Annotated in this window: 21 protein-coding genes; 4 read left to right on the forward strand and 17 right to left on the reverse strand. The window is 46.0% G+C overall.

From position 1 onward, the window contains the following. Positions 1 to 127: 127 nt before the first annotated feature. The 5 genes from FJQ58_RS29970 to FJQ58_RS29990 form a co-directional block, all read right to left on the reverse strand. Positions 128 to 463, reverse strand: coding sequence for a cyclic-phosphate processing receiver domain-containing protein (locus FJQ58_RS29970; protein WP_139999184.1), 336 nt, complete (start codon positions 461 to 463; stop codon positions 128 to 130). A gap of 43 nt (positions 464 to 506) precedes the next feature. Next, positions 507 to 1,322, reverse strand: coding sequence for an Fpg/Nei family DNA glycosylase (locus FJQ58_RS29975; protein WP_139999186.1), 816 nt, complete (start codon positions 1,320 to 1,322; stop codon positions 507 to 509). A gap of 36 nt (positions 1,323 to 1,358) precedes the next feature. Next, positions 1,359 to 2,171: a TIGR01457 family HAD-type hydrolase gene (locus FJQ58_RS29980; RefSeq protein WP_139999188.1), complete on the reverse strand. Its 813-nt coding sequence runs from the start codon at positions 2,169 to 2,171 to the stop codon at positions 1,359 to 1,361. A 134-nt stretch (positions 2,172 to 2,305) separates the two neighbouring features. Beyond that, positions 2,306 to 3,610, reverse strand: coding sequence for a ribonuclease H-like domain-containing protein (locus tag FJQ58_RS29985; protein ID WP_139999190.1), 1,305 nt, complete (start codon positions 3,608 to 3,610; stop codon positions 2,306 to 2,308). Further along, on the reverse strand, positions 3,607 to 5,892 hold the full coding sequence (locus FJQ58_RS29990) for a DEAD/DEAH box helicase (protein WP_139999192.1): 2,286 nt from the start codon (positions 5,890 to 5,892) through the stop codon (positions 3,607 to 3,609). The genes FJQ58_RS29985 and FJQ58_RS29990 overlap by 4 nt, the downstream gene beginning before the upstream one ends. 208 nt (positions 5,893 to 6,100) lie before the next feature. Here FJQ58_RS29990 and FJQ58_RS29995 point away from each other — a divergent pair, with 208 nt between their 5' ends. Continuing rightward, positions 6,101 to 6,394 (forward strand): autorepressor SdpR family transcription factor, encoded by a 294-nt coding sequence (locus FJQ58_RS29995; RefSeq protein ID WP_139999194.1) that lies wholly within the window; start codon positions 6,101 to 6,103, stop codon positions 6,392 to 6,394. After that, the gene (locus FJQ58_RS30000; RefSeq protein WP_139999196.1) at positions 6,384 to 6,995 is read left to right on the forward strand and encodes an SdpI family protein; all 612 of its coding nucleotides are present in this window, start codon (positions 6,384 to 6,386) and stop codon (positions 6,993 to 6,995) included. The genes FJQ58_RS29995 and FJQ58_RS30000 overlap by 11 nt, the downstream gene beginning before the upstream one ends. 57 nt (positions 6,996 to 7,052) lie before the next feature. Here FJQ58_RS30000 and rnz read toward each other — a convergent pair whose 3' ends face one another. Continuing rightward, the gene (rnz, locus tag FJQ58_RS30005; RefSeq protein WP_139999198.1) at positions 7,053 to 7,985 is read right to left on the reverse strand and encodes a ribonuclease Z; all 933 of its coding nucleotides are present in this window, start codon (positions 7,983 to 7,985) and stop codon (positions 7,053 to 7,055) included. A 106-nt stretch (positions 7,986 to 8,091) separates the two neighbouring features. Next, complete coding sequence (gene metH, locus FJQ58_RS30010; RefSeq protein ID WP_420799873.1) at positions 8,092 to 11,508, reverse strand: methionine synthase; 3,417 nt, start codon at positions 11,506 to 11,508, stop codon at positions 8,092 to 8,094. Between the two features lie 166 nt (positions 11,509 to 11,674). Between metH and FJQ58_RS30015 the strand changes: the two genes are divergently transcribed. Next, on the forward strand, positions 11,675 to 12,223 hold the full coding sequence (locus tag FJQ58_RS30015) for a 1,2-dihydroxy-3-keto-5-methylthiopentene dioxygenase (protein WP_139999202.1): 549 nt from the start codon (positions 11,675 to 11,677) through the stop codon (positions 12,221 to 12,223). A 78-nt stretch (positions 12,224 to 12,301) separates the two neighbouring features. Here FJQ58_RS30015 and FJQ58_RS30020 read toward each other — a convergent pair whose 3' ends face one another. From FJQ58_RS30020 to yneA, 8 genes are all read right to left on the reverse strand, one after another. Beyond that, positions 12,302 to 13,090, reverse strand: a complete 789-nt coding sequence (locus FJQ58_RS30020) for an HAD family hydrolase (RefSeq protein WP_139999204.1) — start codon at positions 13,088 to 13,090, stop codon at positions 12,302 to 12,304. A gap of 24 nt (positions 13,091 to 13,114) precedes the next feature. Then, positions 13,115 to 13,621, reverse strand: a complete 507-nt coding sequence (locus FJQ58_RS30025; protein ID WP_139999206.1) for a hypothetical protein — start codon at positions 13,619 to 13,621, stop codon at positions 13,115 to 13,117. Positions 13,622 to 13,647: 26 nt separating this feature from the next. Then, the gene (locus FJQ58_RS30030) at positions 13,648 to 14,637 is read right to left on the reverse strand and encodes an aldo/keto reductase (RefSeq protein WP_139999208.1); all 990 of its coding nucleotides are present in this window, start codon (positions 14,635 to 14,637) and stop codon (positions 13,648 to 13,650) included. A gap of 44 nt (positions 14,638 to 14,681) precedes the next feature. Further along, entirely contained in the window at positions 14,682 to 14,873 is a 192-nt protein-coding gene (locus FJQ58_RS30035) for a DUF896 domain-containing protein (RefSeq protein WP_139999210.1), read from the reverse strand. 121 nt (positions 14,874 to 14,994) lie between these two features. Then, positions 14,995 to 16,077 (reverse strand): efflux RND transporter periplasmic adaptor subunit, encoded by a 1,083-nt coding sequence (locus tag FJQ58_RS30040; protein WP_139999212.1) that lies wholly within the window; start codon positions 16,075 to 16,077, stop codon positions 14,995 to 14,997. Positions 16,078 to 16,103: 26 nt separating this feature from the next. Beyond that, positions 16,104 to 17,456 (reverse strand): ABC transporter permease, encoded by a 1,353-nt coding sequence (locus tag FJQ58_RS30045; RefSeq protein WP_139999214.1) that lies wholly within the window; start codon positions 17,454 to 17,456, stop codon positions 16,104 to 16,106. Continuing rightward, positions 17,446 to 18,165: an ABC transporter ATP-binding protein gene (locus tag FJQ58_RS30050; RefSeq protein WP_139999216.1), complete on the reverse strand. Its 720-nt coding sequence runs from the start codon at positions 18,163 to 18,165 to the stop codon at positions 17,446 to 17,448. Before FJQ58_RS30050 ends, FJQ58_RS30045 begins: the two co-directional genes overlap by 11 nt. Positions 18,166 to 18,326: 161 nt before the next feature. Beyond that, entirely contained in the window at positions 18,327 to 18,701 is a 375-nt protein-coding gene (gene yneA, locus FJQ58_RS30055) for a cell division suppressor protein YneA (RefSeq protein WP_139999217.1), read from the reverse strand. A 159-nt stretch (positions 18,702 to 18,860) separates the two neighbouring features. Between yneA and lexA the strand changes: the two genes are divergently transcribed. Next, positions 18,861 to 19,481 (forward strand): transcriptional repressor LexA, encoded by a 621-nt coding sequence (gene lexA / locus FJQ58_RS30060; protein WP_139999219.1) that lies wholly within the window; start codon positions 18,861 to 18,863, stop codon positions 19,479 to 19,481. A gap of 107 nt (positions 19,482 to 19,588) precedes the next feature. Here lexA and FJQ58_RS30065 read toward each other — a convergent pair whose 3' ends face one another. Together FJQ58_RS30065 and FJQ58_RS30070 are read right to left on the reverse strand one after the other, a co-directional pair. Continuing rightward, positions 19,589 to 20,218, reverse strand: coding sequence for a C40 family peptidase (locus FJQ58_RS30065; RefSeq protein ID WP_238404397.1), 630 nt, complete (start codon positions 20,216 to 20,218; stop codon positions 19,589 to 19,591). A 157-nt stretch (positions 20,219 to 20,375) separates the two neighbouring features. Next, positions 20,376 to 21,539, reverse strand: a complete 1,164-nt coding sequence (locus FJQ58_RS30070) for an MFS transporter (protein ID WP_139999221.1) — start codon at positions 21,537 to 21,539, stop codon at positions 20,376 to 20,378. Positions 21,540 to 21,648: the final 109 nt, after the last annotated feature.

A 21,648-nucleotide genomic window follows, 5' to 3' on the forward strand; every position in this document is an offset into this window, starting at 1 on the left:
TAAGTTAGTCCAGTTGCGGGTGTCCAGAGGGTGCAACCCTTGGGGCCCTCCCTTGGAAGGGAGGGTTTGGGTGGGTTCGAAAAGCCTTTAAAGGTTTGGTAGAAGCCCTATAAGGGTTAGGTGTCTCCTACGCCTTTCCGGCAATTTCATGCAACAACGTATCTGGCATTGGACCGTTATGGAGCTTGGTATCTGCTGGAGCGCTGAGCGAAAGCGTATGGTACATTTGCATTCGGCCAGCGGCGCTTGAAGTGTGTAAGTAAATTTGGTTAGGATAACGACCTGATTCTACGATGTGACGAACAACCTCGTAGCCCGTCGGCTGTGCCCAGCCTAGGTCATAATCCAGCGACAAAATTCCAACTTCACTGTGATCCAGCAGCTGCTTGCATTCTTCCGCGTTGCTTGCCAGCACGAAGCCCTTTGGACATGTACGGTAGTCATCTAAATAAACATGAATCATCAATGAATCCTCCGTTCATCCTTCAGATTCGAAGCATGTTATTTCACTGATCCTTTTGGCAGTCTGAACATACGAATGCTTTTCGTCCGGAGACATCAATTTTCTCAATTATGCCGCCGCAGCGCGGGCAAGTCTCACCTTCACGGTCATAAACTTGAAAATGACCACGGTGTCCCCCTGTCAAGCTATCCCCTAAGGAAAATGCATGCTCACCTGCTCCGCCTTCTGAAATCGCTTCCTTTAACACATTATGCATCGCTTCATATAGGCGTTCCCAAGTTTCACGCTCAAATACAGGGATCTTAGCGTCTGGGCGTAAGGCGGCTGCATAACAAATTTCATCCGAGTAAGCCGCTCCGATACCGGAAAGAACATTTTGATCCATTAATGCGGATTTTATCGCGCCGCGTTTTTTGGCAAACCGCGAGATGAAACGATCAATAGTCAGTCGTTTGTCCAAAGCATCGTATCCGAAACGTCCAAGTTTTTCTTCGACTTCTCTTACAGTCAGGAGTTGAAGTTCATCCGATCGCAGCCCTACAAAATAAAGCTCATTCTCTCCAAACTTCAATGTGACTTGAGCCGCACGGTCTGGTTTGTCAGATTCATTGCCCTTATACAAATAAGCCCCTTGCCCCAAGCGGAGCAATAGACGCTTGCCGTTATCCAAATGAAACAACAGATGCAATCCTCGGCGTTCCACAAACCATAATACTTTCCCAATGACATTCCGCTGAATTTCATCTTCACTCGCTTGAAACGATTTCGCGCTTGATATCTCGACACCGGTAATTTGAGCTCCTGCGAATTGTTCCGCGATCAATGCCCGATAGATATCCAGTTCCGGCAATTCCTGCATGAAGTTTCTCTTCCTTCCTATGTTCTCCGTTGTAGCTTATATCTCTCTATAGTCAGATATATACGAACGAAGCTTTTCTAAGTTTTCAATAACTATGGTAGGCTTGCATCCCGCTTCCTCGATATAAAAATTAATATTATCAGCAGTAGTCAGACCAGTCAGAACAAGAATGGTGCCACAGCCGGCGGCTACGCCAAATGCAATATCTGTAGCCATATTATCTCCAATAACCCAAGCCTCGTCAGCCTTCAAACCAAGTTCTCTTAAAGAATAATCCATCAATATTGAAGAGGGCTTGCCAATTAATATCGGCGCCTTCCCTCCAGCTGCCTTTAGCATAGCACCTATGGATCCTGCTCCCGGAATAAGACCATCGCTGGATGGAAGCAGTAAATCTGGATTCGTCATGACAAAGGTAGCTCCGCTGTGGATGTAGCGGACGGCTTTGGTTAAACGTTCATAGGTGAATGAACGGTCAATTCCCTGCAGCACAAAATCCGGTTGGTCTTCCGTAATGACCAAGCCTGCGTCCTGCACAGCCTTCCGGAGTCCTTCCTCCCCAACAATAAATACAGCCGCACCTGGATGAAGGTCGGAAATATGTTCAGCCGCTGCTTGCGCAGAGGTACAAACCTCTTCTGCAGCCGCATCAATTCCCATTTGCAACAAACGGTTCGCTACCTCTTGCGGTGTTGCTGATGAGTTGTTCGTTACAAAACGAAATGGCAGCTTAATTTCACGCAAATAAGCAATCAGTTCACCTGCGCCTGGTATACGATGAATACCGTGGTAAAGCGTTCCATCGAGATCAATGAGCAATCCGCGCATGGGTTGTTTCTTTTCTGTCATTGCTTTGATCCTCCAGAGCGTTATCGGCAATAGCTGCCATGTTGTGGATCGGTAGCTAGTTTAAGCTAACGAACTCAACAAGCAGCGCATCAACGAATAGAATAACGCTTCTTCCCTATTTTGAGACTGCACGTTTATTGGATGTGTTTCTCCTGCTTGCGGCGCAGCCGGGTAATTCGGTTCCGCAGTGCTTCGAGCTCTGCACGTTTCTTACTGTCTCGCTTCGTCAGCATCGAATGAGTCATCGCTTGTTCGAATGCCTGATTCGCATGCCCTAACGCCGATTCATAATCTTTGAGCTTATGCTCATAATACATGGCGAGCTCAATGCAAGCCTCGTTTGTTGCCGAATTATAATTCAAAGAAGAATGAATAATGGCCTTCTGCCACAATAACACAGCACGATCCCAATTTCCAGCCTTCTTATCACGCGCTGCAAGCATGAGCAGCGTAGATGGATTAGCATCATCTGCTTCTGCAGCCATATGATAAAGTCGTTCTGAGAGTTTGATTCGACCCATACGTTCCAGCCACAGACCTGTACGAACCATCTCCTCAGGCTCATCCGGCAGTGGGATGTAGCTTTCAATATTGCCGCTTAACAAATGTCCGAACCGAACGGCCAAGCAGGCTAACGAAAGCATATCCGTTTCATTATGGTGAAAAACGCCCTCAAGCGGTGAAGGATCTCCAGTAGCCAAATATTGAAAATAAAGCTGGGGAGCCAAGGAGCCCGGCACATCATCCTTACGATGAATACCGAGTCTTTCTTCCTCCACATGACTGAGCCTGCATGAAACAAGCGTATTACGCCAAATCGATCTGGCAGGATGCAAAAAGTCTAACTGCTTGGGCTCCCATATTTTCCGGCTAAGCCCGTTCATGATAAAACGGTTTTCTACAAGCGGCCAATCAAATGTTTTGCCGTTATAGGTTGCCAAGTATGCATAATGCTGAAACTTCTCGGCCATATACACCAGCATCGCTCGCTCCTCTGCGGGATTCCTGATCAAGGTCTGTTCAATAACAAATTGCTCCTTCGACATATAACCTATGCCAATCATGAACGGAACGTTACCCGCGCCTACGCCGAGTCCCGTAGTCTCCAGGTCAAGGAACAAAATCTGCTCTGCCGATGCCTGTTCGATAGGGTGAAAAGCTGTTAAGCCGGCCGCCGCCTCGCTCAGTTCACTAAGAGAATGCAGGCCATGCCGAAAATCAACGGGATAAACGATCCTTCGCATTAGAAAGCTGCCCTCTTCGTTTCGGTGCAGATGAACACCAAAAGTTTCCCATACCGGCGAAAGCAGTTCTTCTTCCGGGTCATCCAAAACGGAAGCCGCTGCCTCCTCGTGTGAAGGAATTGTTTTCGGAGCGCTCTTATCTCTGTCCGCACTTTCGCCTCTCAATCGGTTCATCCTATCACGCATTCCGCTCATCGAATACCCTCCGCTTCATTCAGCAGCTCTAATGCCTGCTGCTTGCCCAGCAGACCCACCTCTTCGATCGGGCCTACGCAGGCCGGACAGCCGCTTAAGCAGGAGCAGCCCCGAATTAGGGATTTAGCCTGCCGAATAAGATCGTCATGAACCTCAAACAATCGCTCACTAAGCCCAATGCCGCCTGGGTACCGATCATAAAAATAGATGGTCGGCCTTTGAGTGTGAACGGCTTTGACCTGAGGCACTACTCTAATATCAAACGGATCGCACATTAAATAGAGCGGCGCAATATGAACGAGCACGTTCGCAATGCCAAGCAAGGCAAATTGCATTTCGTTCTTGCTTTTGCGCGCGGCTGCTTCCTCACTGAATGAGAACCAATAGCCGCTCGTATGCAGCTCTTCTTCTGGCAAATGAATCGGACCCGAGCCAATGTTTTCGTGGGTGCGCAGCTTTATTTTTTTGAAAATGGTTGGCTTCGCATTGACCGTAAGCTCGCCGTATTGCCGAATAAGATCACCGGACTCACGTTCCTTGTCTACGTATAACACCTTGAGCTCTACTGCCAGATTTGCGTCTGTATAATAATCAACGCTAACCTCGCGTACATACGCTTTTTTCTCGGGATAGTCCAGCTTTTCAACCTGATACTGCACGCCTTCGTGAATATAGATTGCTTCCTCATGAATGAGAGTCGGAGCGCTGAAGCGGTCTACCTCTCCAAGCACCCTGCTGCCGCTAGTGTTGTCTATGATCACAAAGTTCTCCTGCGCGGCAGAGCGAAGCGAAATGTTATGGGCGGGAAAGGATTGCTCCATCCAAAACCAACGATTGCCAGCTTTGTGAAGTACCTTCTCCTCCACCAAAAATTCCATCATGTCCGCGAGCGACTCTGAGCCGAAGGTATCGCCAACCTCAAAGGGCAGCTCGTAAGCCGCACATTTCACATGATCGATGAGCACAAGCAAATTATCAGGATGGATTAACGCCCGCTCCGGCGGCCGATTAAAGAAAAAGTCCGGATTTTGAATCATGTATTGGTCCAAAGGATTGCTGCTGGCGACCATAAAAGTAATCGAGCTCTCTTGTCTTCTCCCTGCTCGTCCGGATTGCTGCCAAGTACTCGCAATAGTACCCGGGTAGCCATTCAATACACAGGCTTGAAGCTGACCGATATCAATGCCGAGCTCCAGTGCATTCGTGCTGACAACTCCGCGGATTTCCCCTGACCGCAGGCCGCGCTCAATCTCTCTGCGCAGTTTAGGCAAATAACCGCCGCGATAGCCACGAATTGATTTGTCATTAATTTTATCACGGATCAGCTCCTGCAAATAAGTAAGCAGCAGCTCGACACGAACCCGGCTGCGGGCGAATACGATCGTCTGTACGCCTTGTTTAAGCAGCAAGCCAGCGAGCTTCCGCGTTTCCAGCACACTGCTGCGACGAATACCAAGCTGCTTGTTGACGACAGGCGGATTATAGAAGACAAAATGCTTCTCCCCCATAGGTGCTCCGTTATTGTCAACGAGACTAACCTTCTCCCCAATGAGACGCTCTGCATGCTCCTGCGGATTATCAATCGTTGCGGAAGCGCAAATAAACTGCGGATTGGAACCATAAAATTTGCAAATTCGTTTCAAACGCCGAATCACATTCGCAACATGGCTTCCAAATACCCCCCGATAAGCATGAACTTCATCGATAACGATAAATTTAATATTTTCAAACAGCTTGACCCATTTGGTATGATGCGGCAAAATCGCCGAATGCAGCATATCGGGATTCGTGACGACAATATGGCCGGCATTTCTGATTGCCGTTCGTACGGTAGGCGGCGTATCCCCATCGTACGTATGCGTTTTGATGCCAACATCCATTAAATCCGCGAGCGCTTGTAGTTCCGCCACTTGATCCTGCGCGAGTGCCTTTGTTGGAAACAAATAGAGAGCCCGTCCCTCCTCATTCTCTAGCAAGGATTGCATGACCGGCAAATTGTAGCAAAGCGTCTTGCCAGAAGCTGTCGGGGTTACCGCTACGACATGATGACCCGCCCGCGCAGCCCGGTAGGCGTCCGCCTGATGCGTATATAATTCGCTGATTCCTCGGGAACTCAGCGCTTCCTTCCAAGCATGGTGAAGTCCGTCAGGCAGCGGTGCGGTTCGCGCCTCACGCGGAGCAAGGGTTCGCCAGTGCGTCACATTGTCCATAATCTCGGTATTTTGCCGCACATGCTCCAACCACTCCTCCAAGCCGGAGGTTTTACCCGTAAACCGGTTCATAACCGTCCCACTCCCATCAAACATTTGTTTGTTTATTTTCATTTTACAGAATACATGTTCGTGCTGCAATTTTAATTTGCTAAACATCCCGTAAAGCTGTGAATTGACAGCCAATTGGGGAAACGTTATAGTAATTTCAGCTTCATTATTTAGAAGATTGTCTAAGTATCTAATTCCTGTATAGGTGAACTTGGAAAGGATGGGTTAAATGACCATCAACTTTGCTTTCAAAGCGCTATCCGATCCCACTAGACGCATCATTTTGGATTTACTAAGAGAACGTGACCTTACCGCTGGAGAAATTGCCGAGCACTTTCAGATGACAAAACCGAGCATCTCCCACCATCTCAATATATTGAAACAAGCGGAACTCGTTTTCGATCAGCGCAACGGACAGCATATATATTATTCGCTCAACACCAGAGTATTCCAGGATATAACGAACTGGATCGTCTCCTTTCAGCAGATTAAAACCGAAAGGCAGGAAAGGCATGAAAGCTAGCCTATTATCTTGGTTCTTCATTGCCCTCGCCATAGCGGCGAGTATAATCAGCTATCCCGATCTTCCTGAGCAAATGGCTATTCACTGGAATATGAGCAACGAAATTGACGGATTAGCTCACAAAGCCTTTGCCCTGCTTCTGCTTCCCGCACTTATGGTCATTTTGATCGTGGTTCTTCCCAGAAAACAAAACTTTTTAAAACACAAAAAAGCAATGATGATTATGCAAAACGTTATTCTTTTTTCCCTTCTTGTCTTGCACAGCATGACCATTGCTTTCGGTTACGGAGTGGAAATCAATATCGTTAAAATTGTGCTCCCTATGGTTGGCATCCTGCTAGCAATAACCGGGATCTACATGCCGCGATTCGAGCCAAACAGTTACATTGGCATCAAAACAAACCAAACGCTCGCAAGCGAAGCCGTATGGATAAAAACACATCAAGTAGCTTCGAAGTTTTTTGTTTTAGGCGGGTTAATTATGATACCGACAGGTTTCCTGCCTACCCCTTTGCCTATGATTGGATTTTTTGCAATCATTGTCATCATTGTTCTGGCTTCTGCATTTCTAGCATTTCATTACGGCAAAGACAACAAATAATCAACAAAAAAACGCGAGGAATACAGTCCCTCGCGTTTTTTTGTTCGAATTACCAGCTTACCCTCTGCGCTTTACTTCCACATTGAGCAAATCCCTAGCGGCTATAACGTTCGGAAAATGGGCAGCTGCCTCAGCTTCTAATGCACCTAAATCCTCGTTGCTATAGCGTCCGCTAAAATGGGTCATCACAAGCTGTCGCGATCCGGCTTGAGCAGCGGTTTGTGCTGCTTCTGCTGTAGTGCAATGACCGAACTCATGGGCCTTTTCTTCCATGCCCGCCCCAAAAGTGGCTTCGTGAACAAGCAAATCTGCTCCCATCGCCAAGTGCAGCGCATTCCCGCAAGGCTTCGTATCCCCAAGTATCGTGATTACTCTCCCGATATGCGCGGGTCCTGTTACATCTTGAGGCTGTATCACGACGCCAGTGGGCGACGTAATGGCATGCCCCTGCTTAACCTGACCGTATAAAGGGCCAGCTTCTACGCCAAGCTCCTTCAGCTTATGAACGAGCAGCTTTCCAGGCTGGTCCCTCTCAGTGATACGGTATCCGAAGCTAACTACGCGATGTTCAAGCGTCGCGACTTCAACCTGAAAACAGTCATCCTCAAAAATAATGCCTTCATCGCCCGTCAATTCATGGATAACCAGCTCATAATCAAGGCGAGTAGCGCTTACATTAAAAATCGTTTCGATAAATGGTTTGATTCCTACGGGTCCATATAGCTGAACAGGCGTAACGCCGCCGTCAAATGAACGGCTGCTTAACAAACCAGGCAATCCGTAAATGTGATCGCCATGCAAATGAGTAATAAACACAGCCTCCAGCTTGTTAAGCTTCAGTGGCGTATGCATGATCTGATGCTGAGTAGCCTCACCAGCATCAAAAAGCCACCAGTTGCAATCCGGTTCAGGCAGTTTCAGTGCTACAGCCGTTACATTCCTATACTTGGAAGGCCTTCCGGCCCCTGTACCCAAAAACCACATCTTCATGTCCGAATACACCTCATCCTGTCCGCGCTTGCGATTGCGCGTTTGAAACGAAGAGCCCTCTAAAGCTCGGTAATCCGAACGCTCAAGGGCTCCATATCATTATAACCTATAGCTTCTCTACGTTAAAATATTGTGCTTCTGGATGCGCAAATACCATAGCGGATACGGAGGCTTCCGGTTCCATCATACACCCTTCAGTCAGCTCTACGCCAATGTCCTGAGGTCTCATCAGATCGAACAGAGGCTCCTGATCCTCTAGGTTTGGACATGCCGGATAACCGAACGATACGCGAATGCCTTGATAACGCGCGCCATGACGCTGTTTCATCGTCATCTCAGCAGGGTCAGGGTAACCGCTAATGTCCCGCATGATGTGATGCACGCGCTCAGCCATTCCTTCCGCAACCTCGAGTGCCACAGACTGCAGGGCGTGGGATCGCAGGTAATCGCCATTGTCCTTCCATTCATTTGCAAGCTCTCGAATGCCATGTCCTGCAGTTACAACAAGGAAGCCAACATAATCCATCACGCCGCTTTCGACGGATTTCAAGAAATCGGACAAACAAAGGTAAGGCTCAACCTGTTGGCGCGGGAATGTAAACCGTTTGATTTCTTGGCGCGGCTCAACCGGATTGTAGATGATAACATCATTGCCCGAGGATTGCGCCGGGAAGAACCGGTACATGCCGTGGGTTTTAATGATGCCATCCGAAGTTCCTTGTTTCAGAATTTCATCAACGGTTGCCTTGAGATGTACCGCCTTTTCATTGCCTTCTTTCAGCAAATTGTCTACGTTGCCCTTTAAGCCAAGATGATGGCCGAGCAGCATCTGCATATTCACATATGGAATGACATGTGGCAGCGGAACATCGCGCAGAATATGGCGATCCAAATCTGGCGGCGTAAACACAGGCGCATCTGGCGAAATTTTCGAACGAACGGCTCTGGTTAATTCCGGCAGAGGTTTCTTCACTTCCTCTTCCAATCCCCCGGATGCTTTGTATGCAGCCATCTCTTCCTCAAGCCGGTTGCGATGCTCGGGGTCCATCAGCTTGTTCGCGATGTCCAATCCGTCCATGGCATCCTTTGCATAGAGAACAAGCCCGTCATATTCAGGACCGATTCTAGTTTTCGTAAATTTCCTCGTAAGTGCCGCGCCGCCAACAAGTATAGGTGCATCAATGCCGGCATTACGTAGATCTTGTGCCGTAATGACCATTTGCTGCGCGGATTTCACCAGCAAGCCTGAAAGTCCGATCGCATCGACCTTCTCGTTGCGGTAAGCTTCAATCAGCTGCTCTGGCGGAACCTTAATGCCAAGATTAATGATTTTATAACCGTTGTTTGACAAAATAATTTCGACTAGGTTTTTGCCAATATCATGCACATCGCCCTTAACCGTCGCCAGAATGATTTTGCCTTTTACGGATGATTCATTTTTTTCCATGAATGTTTCTAAATAGGTGACAGATGCTTTCATAACCTCTGCGCTCTGAAGAACCTCCGCTACGATCAACTCGTTACCGTTGAACAAGCGGCCGACTTCCTCCATCCCGCGCATTAAAGGACCATTGATAACTTCCATTGCCGAATACTTTTTGAGTGCCTCATCTAGATCCGGAATGAGTCCTTCCTTAGTTCCCTCAACCACATAAGAGCCCAGACGTTCTTCGAGGGACAGGTTTGAGATTTTTTCTTTCTTCTCTACCTTTTTATCCCGGAAAGCAGCGACGAATGCAGCCAATGTGTCATCTGTCGTATTATAGATTAGCTCTTCAGCCAAACGCCGCTCTTCATCTGGAATAGACGCATAACGCTCCAGTTTCTCGGTATTCACAATGGCGTAATCGAGGCCCGCTTTTGTTGCATGGTACAAATAAACGGAATTCAGCACCTCACGGCCTGCGTCAGGCAACCCGAACGAAATGTTACTCAGACCCAGAATGGTCTTGGCGAGCGGATATTTTTCTTTAATCATCCGGATGCCCTCAAGCGTCTCTACAGCCGAACCGATATATTGCGGATCGCCCGAGCCAACCGGGAACATGTTCGGATCAAAAATAATATCCTCAGGATTCATCTTGTATTTTTGAGTCAATAGGTTATAGGAGCGTTCAGCAACTTCCATTTTCGCCTGGCGGGTAACCGCTTGGCCACGCTCATCAATGAGAATCATAACAACGGCAGCGCCATAGCGGTGGATCAATGGCAAAATCTGTTCGAATTTCGATTCGCCATCCTCAAGGTTAATGGAGTTAATGATCGCTTTTCCTTGTGAATATTTCAAGCCTAGCTCGATAATATGATCATAGGTGGAATCGAGCATTAATGGCGCTTTGATTTTTTTCACGACCTGCGGCAGGAATTGGTGCACCGCATAAGCCTCGTCAATATCCGTATCCTGTAGATTGATGTCGATGACATGGGCTCCGCCCTTCACCTGCGCGCGTGCAATTTCGGACGCTTCATCAAATTTCTCTTCTTTCAAAAGCCGCTTAAATTTACGTGATCCTGAAATATTGGTACGCTCGCCAATCATAATTGGGCGATTTTCCGGCTCGATAAATACCGTTTCGATTCCGGAAACGGCGTTCGGATGCGATCCCATTTTTGTGCGGGGCGCATATCTAGACATCATTTCGCCCATGACGCGAATATGTTCTGGAGTTGTACCGCAGCAGCCGCCAGCGATGTTAAGCCAGCCCTGCTCGGCAAAGGCCGACATCTTCTTCGCCAGAGACTCTGGAGATTCATGATAATGACCATTTTCATCCGGCAAACCCGCGTTCGGGTAACAGCTTATTGCTGCATTGGCGATTTCGCTAAGCGTCCGCAGGTGATCCCTCATAAACTCTGGCCCCGTAGCACAGTTCAAGCCAATGGAGATCGGTTTCAAATGTTCCAACGAAATATAAAAAGATTCAATGGTCTGCCCTGCCAGCGTTGTACCCATCGGCTCAATCGTGCCGGAAATCATGATGGGCAGTTCTTTGCCAAGCTTGTCAAAAGCATTGCGAATACCGATGCTCCCCGCTTTAACGTTCAATGTGTCCTGTGAGGTTTCAAGCAGTAGCACATCAACGTCAGCTTCTATTAAAGCAAGTGCTTGCTCATAATAGCTCTCAACAAGCTCATCGAAGGTTACCCCTCCCGTAACGGACAAGGTCTTAGTCGTTGGGCCTAATGCTCCGGCAACATACCGGGGTTTTTCTGGAGTACTGTATTTGTCACAAGCATCGCGAGCCAGCTTGGCTGCTGCCAAATTGATTTCTCTCGCTTTTTCAGGTATATCATAATCTGCTAAGACGACACTGGTAGCGCCAAACGTATTCGTTTCCAAAATATCCGCGCCGGCTTCCAAGTATTGTTCATGAATCGATTGTATAACATCAGGACGAGTCAGCACGAGCATCTCATTACAGCCGTCCAGCTCAGGTCCGCCAAAATCAGCTTCATTTAAATCCGCTTGTTGAATCATCGTACCCATTGCGCCGTCCAAAATGAGTATGCGCTCCTGAAGCATTTGTTGTATGGTCGGTTTCGACAATTTACTACACCCTTCCCAAAATCATTAAACCATAGTTTATCAGAATCCCCTTATTGTGAAAAGGTAAATCCATCGACAATCGTTTTGATTTGTTTTATAATAATTATATCATTTAATTTCTATAGGAAAAGAGGGAATGTTCATGGCTGAAATAAGAATTCGCAATACAGAGGAACGGATTCAAGGTGAAGAGGCTGTTCGTGCATTTCTAGAACAGCAAGAGGTGCTCTATGAGCATTGGAACCCAAGCAAGCTTTCGGAAGAATTACAGCAGAAATTTGTTCTTTCCGATGAGGAAAAACAGCAAATTCTAGCCACATATGACGAAGAAATTAAAGATTTAGCAGAGCGTCGCGGCTACAAAACATGGGACATTATCGCTTTGTCCGATGCTACGCCGAACCTTGACGAGCTTCTTAAAAAATTCGAGAACGTTCATACACATACAGAAGATGAAGTGCGTGCGATTACCGCAGGACGCGGCATCTTCATTATTAAAGGTACGGACGATGTTGGTTATTTTGACGTTGAGCTAGAAGCTGGCGACGTTATTTCTGTACCGGAATACAAACCTCATTTCTTTACGCTCATGGACAACCGTGAGATTGTTGCGGTTCGTTTGTTTATCGAAACGGAAGGCTGGATCGCCCATCCTTTCGCCGATGAGAAATTTGCTTCCAAACAAGCTTAAACTGGAATGATTTAAAAATAATGCAAGCCCCTCGTAAGCAGCAGAAGCTGACTCTGAGGGGCTTTTTGCTGCTATTATTTAGGCATCGAGCAGCTGCAGCAGCTCTTCTAAATGTTTGATTTCATGCGTAGGTACGATCTCGTCGTTCCTTACCACGTTATGTCGGTTAATCCATACCGACGTCATTCCGATCGTATTTGCACCTAAAATATCGGTCGTCAGCTTATCCCCAACCATGATGCCATGATCCGTTTCTATCCCTAAACGTTCCAAAGCGTGTTTGAAAATCGAAGCGGCCGGTTTGCCTTGTCCGAACTCGCCTGAAATTATAATATGATCAAAATATGGAATCAGTTCCGGTACACCAGCCAGCTTTTCGCGCTGCAAGTCCGGCGATCCGTTCGTCAGAAGCAGCAGTTTGTATTTGCCTTTCAGCGCATCAAGCACGCGGAAGGTTTCTTCGTAAACGATAGGTCGTGAGCGTCTTTCCGCAGGAAACTGCTCTGCCAGCTTCGCGCCCAGCTCCTCGTCATCAACGCCTAGCGATTTTAAGCCTTGTGTCCAGGCTGCTTTACGATAGCCAGGCGCAAGCTGTTCAAGCTTGCGGAACTCCTCCTGCTCCCCTTCTAGAAAGGGTGCCCAAAGCCCTTCAAACGGATTAATGCCGATCATCTTCGTAAATGCAAACGTCTCGTAGGATTCATACAGCGATCTTGCTTCACGGCGCACGGCTTCCTCCAAAGCGTCAGGATCAACGCCAGTAACCTCTGCCGCAGCCTGACATGTCGCTTCAAATGATTCCTTTACGCTGCGGTCGTCCCACAGCAATGTATCGTCCAAATCAAATAATACTGCTTGTTTAGCCATCGTTGTCCAAACTCTCCTGCCTGTTTATTTTTGTTGAAATGGAATTCCATTTGCTTGTGCAAAAACTTGAAGTTTCTCAGCGATCTCATCCGTTGGAAAACGGTTGGTCAGCTTTGAGAACATCCAATTACCGCCTTTGTGCTGCTCCACGATAACATAGCCCTTTTGAGCGACGATGCCTTTGATTCCGGATACCGGAATCCGTTTGTCACCCGTTAGACGGCGGGATTGCACATAATCTTTGCCAATCGTTATGTAAGGCCTGCGGAAGAAGAACAAAGTAGCTAGCAAAATGTAGCAGCCAATCGTAACCCAAAACATGGTATCCATTTTGAACTCGGAAGAGCCGGACATTAAAAAGACATACATGCCAATAAACAAAATCAGCATAATCGGTGCAATATAATTCCGTCCGACAATTTTCTCTGATTTCTCGGCATTAAAAACGATTTGACCATTTCCTTGCTTCTTGCGCTGCTTATTAACGACACTCATGTTTTTGCGCACTTTGCGCTCCCAAGAACGTGACAAGCTGATTCTCCTCCTAATGGTACTTCCTATTCGAACGGTCTGCGGAACTTTTCAATAAAACGATTCGGATAATCCTCGGGCAGCGCACTTACCTGATCCAAGCGATCCCAGATCTCACTTGGCATATCCCAGCCGATCGCGCCAATATTATCCTCAAATTGCTCTAGCTTGCTTGCACCAAAAATCGGTGATGTAATGCCTTCGCGCTGAATAAGCCACCGAAGCGCAACTTGCGCAGGCGTTTTGTCAAGCTCGTTAGCTGCTTCCAAAAGAGTATCGAGTATAACAAAGTTTTTGTCGGTTGCCCGTTTGTCCCAGGCGCTTTCCCCAACTTTAGAAGTCAAGCGGCCCTCTGTTGGAGTATCTCTGCTGTATCTGCCCGTAAGAAAGCCTCCGCCTATTGGCGCCCATGGAATAATGCCCACGTTTTCTTCTAAACAAAGAGACATCATTTCACGATCCATTTGCCTGCTTACCAAACTGTACTGCGGCTGAAGCGAGACAAAGCGAACATACCGGCTGGCATCGCTATAAGCCAAAGATTTCATTAATTGCCATGCAAAAAAGTTAGAGCACCCGATATAGCGCACTTTACCCGACGTTACCAAATCATTAAGCGTACGGAGCGTCTCTTCAATTGGCGTCGCATGATCCCATACATGGACCTGATACAGGTCTATATAATCCGTCTGCAGCCGTTTGAGACTTGCTTCAACTCCGTCCAAAATATGTTTGCGTGACAGGCCGCCTCCATTAATATCGCTAGAAGTAGTCATGCGAACCTTGGTAGCTAGCACGATATCAGACCTTTTATTTTTGATCGCTTTGCCGACAATTTCCTCTGAACGACCACTTACATATACATTGGCTGTATCTAGAAAGTTACCTCCACGATCAATAAACCGGTCAATCATGGTTATGGAATCATCTTCGTTAGTCGTATTCCCAAATGTCATCGTTCCCAGACATAGCTCCGATACAGCAAGTCCACTTCTGCCGAGTAATTTGTAATTCATTTAAACAACCTCCCATGGCTATTTAATGGTTGTGCAAACCTCGATTAATGCTTGATATTGTCTTGGTCGTCAACAATTTCAATGGTATCCAGCTGCTGGCGGAAATTGTTTTTGAAATTTTCCAAATACAACTTGCGAAGCCCATCTCGTTCAATCGTTTCTTCATCGGTAAGCCCTACCGATTTATTTTTACGAGCCAGCTCGTTGATTCGTTCAATGATTTTTGAAAATTCCATTACTTGCTCTACTCCCCTCATGATGAAAAAACCTCTACTCTATACTTTGACATTTCAACCGATGAGTTGTCAAGGCAGAGCAGAGGGATATCCTTTTCGTTGTTCTCTATTGGTTTGATGATTATTGCAAAACAACCTGATCGCCTGGCTTCAGTCCATCCAGTACTTCCGTTAATTCTGGCGTCTCAAGGCCGATCTTGATTTCCTTGCGTTCATATTGCCCGCTTCCATTGTCATACATAACGAAATGTTTATCCTTTTCCCTGATGATCGCAATAGAAGGAACGGCTGTCGTGTTTTCCTTTCGTTCAGTCTCGATGGCACCGCTTAGGCTCAAGCCAGCAATTAAATATTCGTTAGGCTCCAGCACGATAACGACTTCAAATTGAGCAGCTTGATTCAGGTTATTCTGATCCGTACCTGTTTTCGCAAATTTGGATACTTTTTGTACTTTTCCTGCTAGTTTAAGCTCCTTCATTGCATTCATTTTTACTTGTACGATCATGCCTGGCTTAATTCGAAATATGTCTTGCTCGCCAACCAAGGCAATAAATTGCAATTTATTTAAATCAACGACCTTTCCAACATACTCGTTATCTGTTAATACCTGTGGTCGCTTATTGGGATTATCGAACAAAAAGATGCCTGTCGCCGGTGAATGATAGGTCGCTTTATTGAGCTTTGTTTTCTTTTCTTTCAGCTCATTCGCTTGAATTTTGGTAGTTACTGCATTGGTCTCTCTAGTCAAACGGGCAATTTCTTGATCCACCAATTGCTTCTTCCGGCCTTCCTCTGTAAATTCTAACGGCTCTGCATCAACGCTTTGCTGGTTAAGATAATCATTTAGCTCGCCTTCCAATTTAATTTTGCGCATTGATGCTTCCATCTGCAAAATCTCATTTTGAACCGCCGTCTGATCGAGCTTGAATAAAACATCACCTTTATTAACCTGCTGTCCATCCTCAATGGACCAGTCCGTTACTTCCGAGCCAAATGGCGCATAAACAAGCGTCTCTTGCTCGTAGAGGGATTTCCCCTTTACTTCAACCGTATTTGAAATCGTCGCCTTGGTTACTTCGAACGTTATCGGCTCATTATCCATGGTCATTTCCATCTGACGCGATGGATTGCCTATTTTGTATAATCCGAAGCTAATGCCAATAATAATTAGTCCAATGATTCCCCATTTAATTTTCTTTTTCATTTTTATACTCCTTCATCCATCTTAAATTAATCACGTCTAATCGCGGTGAGCGCGTCTGTGCGCGAAGCGCTGATTGCCGGGTAAATCCCTGATAAAATACCGGTTGCAAGGGCAAATGCCATGCCGATCGGTATCGTTAAAAATGGAATAAATATAATAACAGAATCCTGTTCTCCCGATAAATTCATAATCAAAGCGTTAATGCCCCATACAATCCAGTAGGAAAATAATACGCCAAGCAAACCGCCTAGCAAACCAAACAAAGCTGCTTCAACAATAAACATATTTCGAATTTGCCCTAAATTAGCGCCTAGCACCTTCATGATGCCAATCTGCCTTCGCCGCTGATAGGTGGACATGGTCATGGCTACAACGATGGATATCGAAGCGATAATCAGAATAAATACGCCAATGCCGAGTGCAGCGGCTTTAATGATCTTAAATTCACTCGCTAGGCGTTCTTTTTGATAGAGATTCGTTTGCGTGCTTACGGTTAGCTTCTGCAGCTGCTTCTCTACTTGCTCAATTTTGGACTGCTCATCCACCTTGACAATAATTGAATTGTAGCTGTCTCCGGTTTCATCGCCGCGTTTAAGCTCTATACTTAGAAGCTCTGCTGTTTCAAGCGATATGTACCCCTTCTTGTCATACATGATTTGATCGTCACTTACTCCTGCCGGCTTTTTCAAGACCCCAACCACCCTCAGCGGCGTACTGAGAACCGGACCGTCATTGGAGTACATGCGCAGCTGGATCTGCTTCTGATAAAGTGCTGTCGGTACACGGTTTAAGTTTTGGTATTGCTGAAATACCGTTTCATCGTAAGGATTTGCATTCAATTGATCTTGGATGTTTTTCCTTGTGAGCTCATCGACTAGCCCCATCGTAGCCCCATAGCTAAGTACGATGGTGCCTTCCATATCCGATGGCCCGCCTTGCATATAAGAGTTGCCAAAAGCAGTTAGCATATCCAAGTCTGTGCCGATCACCTCTGTCGCATTTTGTGCCATGAGACCGTCAATGGTCGATATTTCCATATAGTCTAGCTGGCGATAAGGCGACGCAGCTTTCACATGCTGGATCTGCCTCATAATGTCCAGCTTTTGTTCGGTCAATTTGCCTTGGTCTTGCAGCGTAAGGTCTGCAGGAGATGACTCCCCTCCTGTTTTGACACCCGTATTCGCGGTCACTGTTATTTCGTCCATTTTCAAATAGCTGTTCATTTGCTTCTCAATGTACAACTGAGCGGATTCTCCTATACTCATGGCGACAATAATGGCCGCACAGCCGATCGAAATACCCGCCGCGCAAAGTGCCGTAACTACTTTTCTCCGCTTGACCTGGTCCCAGGACAAACGTGAAATATCACTAATTCTCAATTTGTGTTCCTCCTGCCACTATTCCTTCCTGTACAGTCTCCTGCTCAGTTACCAAGTACCCGTCACGCAGCGTTATGATTTTTTCGGTTTGCGCGGCCACTTCACGCTCATGCGTGACGATGATAAATGTGGTTTCCATCGTTTTGTTCAGCTTCTTTAAGATCATAATGATTTCTTCTTCGGTTTTTGTATCCAGATTACCCGTCGGCTCATCTGCGAATATTACGGAGGGTTCCGTAATGAGCGACCGTGCTATGCTTACGCGCTGCTGTTGGCCGCCTGACAATTGAGAGGGAAACAGCTCAGCTTTATCTGGAATGCCCACTTGTTCAAGCAATGCAAGTGACTTCTTCTTTCGAATAGATGGGTGAATCGATTGAAATACAAGCGGAAGCTCGACGTTTTCCCTAACCGTCAAATTGGCGATAAGCTCATAGGCTTGAAAAATAAAGCCAATATGCTTTCTTCTAAACTCCGCCAGCTGATTCTCGTTCATCGTTACAATGTTATGATCAGCAATAAATATTTGACCTTCCGTTGGCTTCATTAATCCAGCCATCAGATTCAGCAGCGTAGACTTTCCTGAACCTGAGCTTCCTAATAACGCAATCATTTCACCCTTATGTACATCAAAGTTAATGTGCTGCAAAACAGCAGTCGATTCATTCCCATTCATAAAGGAATGGGATAGTTGTTCAACTCGTAACAATTCAGCCTCTCCTTTCATTCCTCTTTCATAGACGAACAAATTACGGTCGCCCCCTGCAGTTTACGCAAAAAAACTTTCTCAAACAAATAGATTACCTTAGTCTACTTGTTTGAGAAAGTTTATGGGAAAACATTATTCTTTTATTTTAAATGGTTCACTTGTTATAGGCTAGGAATGATCAGCTTCTGGCCAGGCATGATTTGTGCGGATTGCAGCGCATTGCGATCCTTAATTAAATAGACCACATAACGAATATCCTGGCTGCCATCGGTGAATTGCTTGGCTATTCCCCAAAGAGTATCCCCTTGCTGAACCGTAATTGTCTGTTCCCCTATAACGGCCAGCTCAGGCTGATTACCTGAAGCATATGTTCCCATTAGCAAGAAGCTAGTGAATAGAAGCACGAAGAAAGCAGTGCATACAAGAAGCTTTACTGCATGCTTCTTCGCAATACGTACGGCCATATGACCGATTCTTACTGCTTTGGTTTCTTCTTGTTTATGGATCGTTCTATAAAAACTTGGACTAGTTATCATCTCTCAGCACCCCAAACGTTTGTTCTGTTTTTAGAATACACGAACAAACGTTTGGTGTCAATCTCAAAAATGCGAACTTCTGTACTTAAGAACTTATGTTTGTACGAACTCCGGTTCTATGTTATAATTTTCTACAAACCTACTAATGGAGTGATCGCAGTGTCGAAGATTTCTAACCGACAACATTCGATTCTTGAATTTATTAAGAATGAAGTCCGGGAGAAAGGCTATCCACCCTCCGTTCGAGAGATCGGCGAAGCTGTTGGATTGTTATCCAGTTCAACCGTTCATGGTCATTTGGACCGCTTGGAGAAGAAGGGCCTGATTCGCCGGGACCCGACTAAGCCCCGTGCAATTGAAATTTTAGATCAAGAAGGTGAAGACGGTATCATTCCCCTTTCTGTAGCTAAAGTGCCGATCGTCGGCAAGGTTACAGCGGGTGTTCCGATCACCGCTACCGAAAATATCGAAGAATATTTCCCTCTTCCTTCCCACTTTGTGGGTGATAGCAGCGTATTTATTCTGAATGTTATGGGAGAGAGCATGATTGAAGCCGGCATTCATGACGGCGATTACGTAATCGTTCGCCAACAGCAAACGGCCAATAATGGAGAAATCGTTGTTGCCATGACTGAGGATGACGAAGCTACCGTTAAGACGTTTTACAAGGAAAAGAATCATATCCGCTTGCAGCCGGAGAATTCCACGATGCAGCCGATTTTGCTTCAAAACGTCACCATACTAGGTAAAGTAATTGGACTTTTCCGCGATATTCACTAAGCAACAAACAAAGAGTACATAAAGAAGAGACTGAATCGATGCTTAAGCATCTCGATTTAGTCTCTTTTTTCATTGTATAGGGCAATTATTGTATCATTATAGCGGAATTATACAACCCTTTTCCGCAGCAATAACGCAGAGAAATGCTGTTTTTTATGTTGAGCGAGCCTATGTCGGTCAAGCTTCGGATAATCGTATAGGTATCCTTCATAGACCACACGAAATGGTTCATTCATCAGAAAATCATGCGGCGTAACTAACGTTGATGGGCGATTCCAGAAGCTTATCCCGCTTCTACGCAGCGCTTCAGCTACAAATTGAGAGCAAAAAAAGGAATTAGGAAGTCCCATATCCATGTTGCATAACACCCCAACCAGCCCTATTAAATTATAGCGGTATTTGTATTTTTTCTTTTCGAATTCCTGTACCAACTCGATAACCGCCTTGCGCTGCTGAGCTGTCACTGCGATTTGAAGCAGCACACAGCTCGTATTTTGGTAATGGCGAAAAGTTCCCTCGTAAATATCTTCCTTTACAAAACCCGCATTAAAAGGATTATTCGCTTGTTTGCGTCCAAAGCTGTACACTTGCTCCAATTCATCATCCATGACAAGAGAGGCGTGGTTGTAAGGTGCGCCTGTAAAACCTTTGATTATTCTTGTGAAGAGAGTTCCTGTATCGCTTAAAAGCACATAAATATGATCCGTCAAATCATCCTTTGTAATCAGCTTCGTCATGCCGTTCACCTCATTATCCGTCTGCTGTCCTTTTTACCGGACATGACTTCCTGATATGAATATAGCAATCGGAAAAGCTGCCGAATAGTACCAACTCTTTATGGTACCCTAATACATGATCAAGAATGATTCGTAGAAATATGATTCGTTAGACTTTTCACCGAGCGTGTGCTTCTCTTTGATCCGTAGCAGCCCTGTCCCCAATTAGCAGCTGCACTGCAATCATAACTACTATGACTGCCAGCATTAACACAAAAGCCGGGGTAAAACTTCCACTGAAGTCATGCACTATTCCGATAACTAATGGACCCATTGCTCCAATCACATAACCGCCGCTTTGTGACAAGGCTGACCAACTGCCTGCCTCCTCTGCATTGCGTGTCTCAACGATCGGAAGCATAAGTGCAAGAGGAAATAGACCGCCGGCACCGATACCTAGACTTATTACAGCTAACATCACCGGCAAATGGAGCATTAGCATGATTATTCCTGCAAGCTCAAACATGCTGCATAGTACAAGAAACCATTTTCTTTTGCCAAAGCGGGAGACCATAGCCGGAATGACCATGGAAACCGGAATTTGAACAAGTGTAAATACCGTTAAAATAATGGCTGCACTTGATTTACTATGGCCCATGCTTTGGGCAATCGGTGATATCCATGCAGTGAGTGAATAAAAAATACTAGCCATTAATCCAAAAAACAATGTGAGCAAAAGAGCACGTCTATTTCGGATAGGCAGCCGGGAATGATTTTGCTTCATCATTATCGATTTATGGCGTACGAGGCCAATCCAGCCTACAAGTGCTAGTAGCCCAAGCAATGACCAGATGCCGAGCGTTAATGTTAAACTTTGACTGCTGCGCGTATAAATCGGAATAGCTAAAGCGGATGCGAGACCGGCACCCACGGTCATAGAAACGGAATAGACGCTTACGATACCAGGCTTGCTGGGAAAATATTTTTTAATAAAACCTGACAATAACGGTCCCGCTAAGCCGATACCAATCCCTGCGATAAATGCTGTCGTTATCAGCATTATGGCTGAGCCCGCAATTCCTCGCATAGCTGTTGCAGCTGTGACCAGGACTAGCGCAATAAAGATCGATCGTTCCAAGCCTACTCGATCTCTCATTTTTGTCGCAAATGGGGCAAAGATTCCCATGCAAAGTACGGGTAATGTCGTTAATAAGCTAATGGTAAAACCGCTCATCCCTAACGTCGACTGAATGGTTTCCAGTAACGGCGCGACCGATGTGATCGTTGGCCTTAAATTAAGTGCAGCTAGACAAAGGACAAGCAGCAAATAAAAGGTTCTCATTAGTTTCTCTCCTCTACACTTTCTGTCTGTGTTACCTGAGTATAGAGACGAATCATTCATTGATCAATACTATTGTTTCTATTATAATAATAGAAAATAACTATTTGAT

Source organism: Paenibacillus paridis, from assembly GCF_006345825.1.
GTDB classification, from domain to species: Bacteria; Bacillota; Bacilli; order Paenibacillales; family Paenibacillaceae; genus Pristimantibacillus; species Pristimantibacillus paridis.

Bases quoted from the DNA above. Each gene is read 5' to 3' on its own strand.
- FJQ58_RS29970 (WP_139999184.1), bottom strand. From the start codon at position 463: ATGATTCATGTTTATTTAGATGACTACCGTACATGTCCAAAGGGCTTC.
- FJQ58_RS29975 (WP_139999186.1), bottom strand. From the start codon at position 1,322: ATGCAGGAATTGCCGGAACTGGATATCTATCGGGCATTGATCGCGGAA.
- FJQ58_RS29980 (WP_139999188.1), bottom strand. From the start codon at position 2,171: ATGACAGAAAAGAAACAACCCATGCGCGGATTGCTCATTGATCTCGAT.
- FJQ58_RS29985 (WP_139999190.1), bottom strand. From the start codon at position 3,610: ATGAGCGGAATGCGTGATAGGATGAACCGATTGAGAGGCGAAAGTGCG.
- FJQ58_RS29990 (WP_139999192.1), bottom strand. From the start codon at position 5,892: ATGAACCGGTTTACGGGTAAAACCTCCGGCTTGGAGGAGTGGTTGGAG.
- FJQ58_RS29995 (WP_139999194.1), top strand. From the start codon at position 6,101: ATGACCATCAACTTTGCTTTCAAAGCGCTATCCGATCCCACTAGACGC.
- FJQ58_RS30000 (WP_139999196.1), top strand. From the start codon at position 6,384: ATGAAAGCTAGCCTATTATCTTGGTTCTTCATTGCCCTCGCCATAGCG.
- rnz (WP_139999198.1), bottom strand. From the start codon at position 7,985: ATGAAGATGTGGTTTTTGGGTACAGGGGCCGGAAGGCCTTCCAAGTAT.
- metH (WP_420799873.1), bottom strand. From the start codon at position 11,508: ATGCTTCAGGAGCGCATACTCATTTTGGACGGCGCAATGGGTACGATG.
- FJQ58_RS30015 (WP_139999202.1), top strand. From the start codon at position 11,675: ATGGCTGAAATAAGAATTCGCAATACAGAGGAACGGATTCAAGGTGAA.
- FJQ58_RS30020 (WP_139999204.1), bottom strand. From the start codon at position 13,090: ATGGCTAAACAAGCAGTATTATTTGATTTGGACGATACATTGCTGTGG.
- FJQ58_RS30030 (WP_139999208.1), bottom strand. From the start codon at position 14,637: ATGAATTACAAATTACTCGGCAGAAGTGGACTTGCTGTATCGGAGCTA.
- FJQ58_RS30035 (WP_139999210.1), bottom strand. From the start codon at position 14,873: ATGGAATTTTCAAAAATCATTGAACGAATCAACGAGCTGGCTCGTAAA.
- FJQ58_RS30040 (WP_139999212.1), bottom strand. From the start codon at position 16,077: ATGAAAAAGAAAATTAAATGGGGAATCATTGGACTAATTATTATTGGC.
- yneA (WP_139999217.1), bottom strand. From the start codon at position 18,701: ATGATAACTAGTCCAAGTTTTTATAGAACGATCCATAAACAAGAAGAA.
- FJQ58_RS30065 (WP_238404397.1), bottom strand. From the start codon at position 20,218: ATGACGAAGCTGATTACAAAGGATGATTTGACGGATCATATTTATGTG.
- FJQ58_RS30070 (WP_139999221.1), bottom strand. From the start codon at position 21,539: ATGAGAACCTTTTATTTGCTGCTTGTCCTTTGTCTAGCTGCACTTAAT.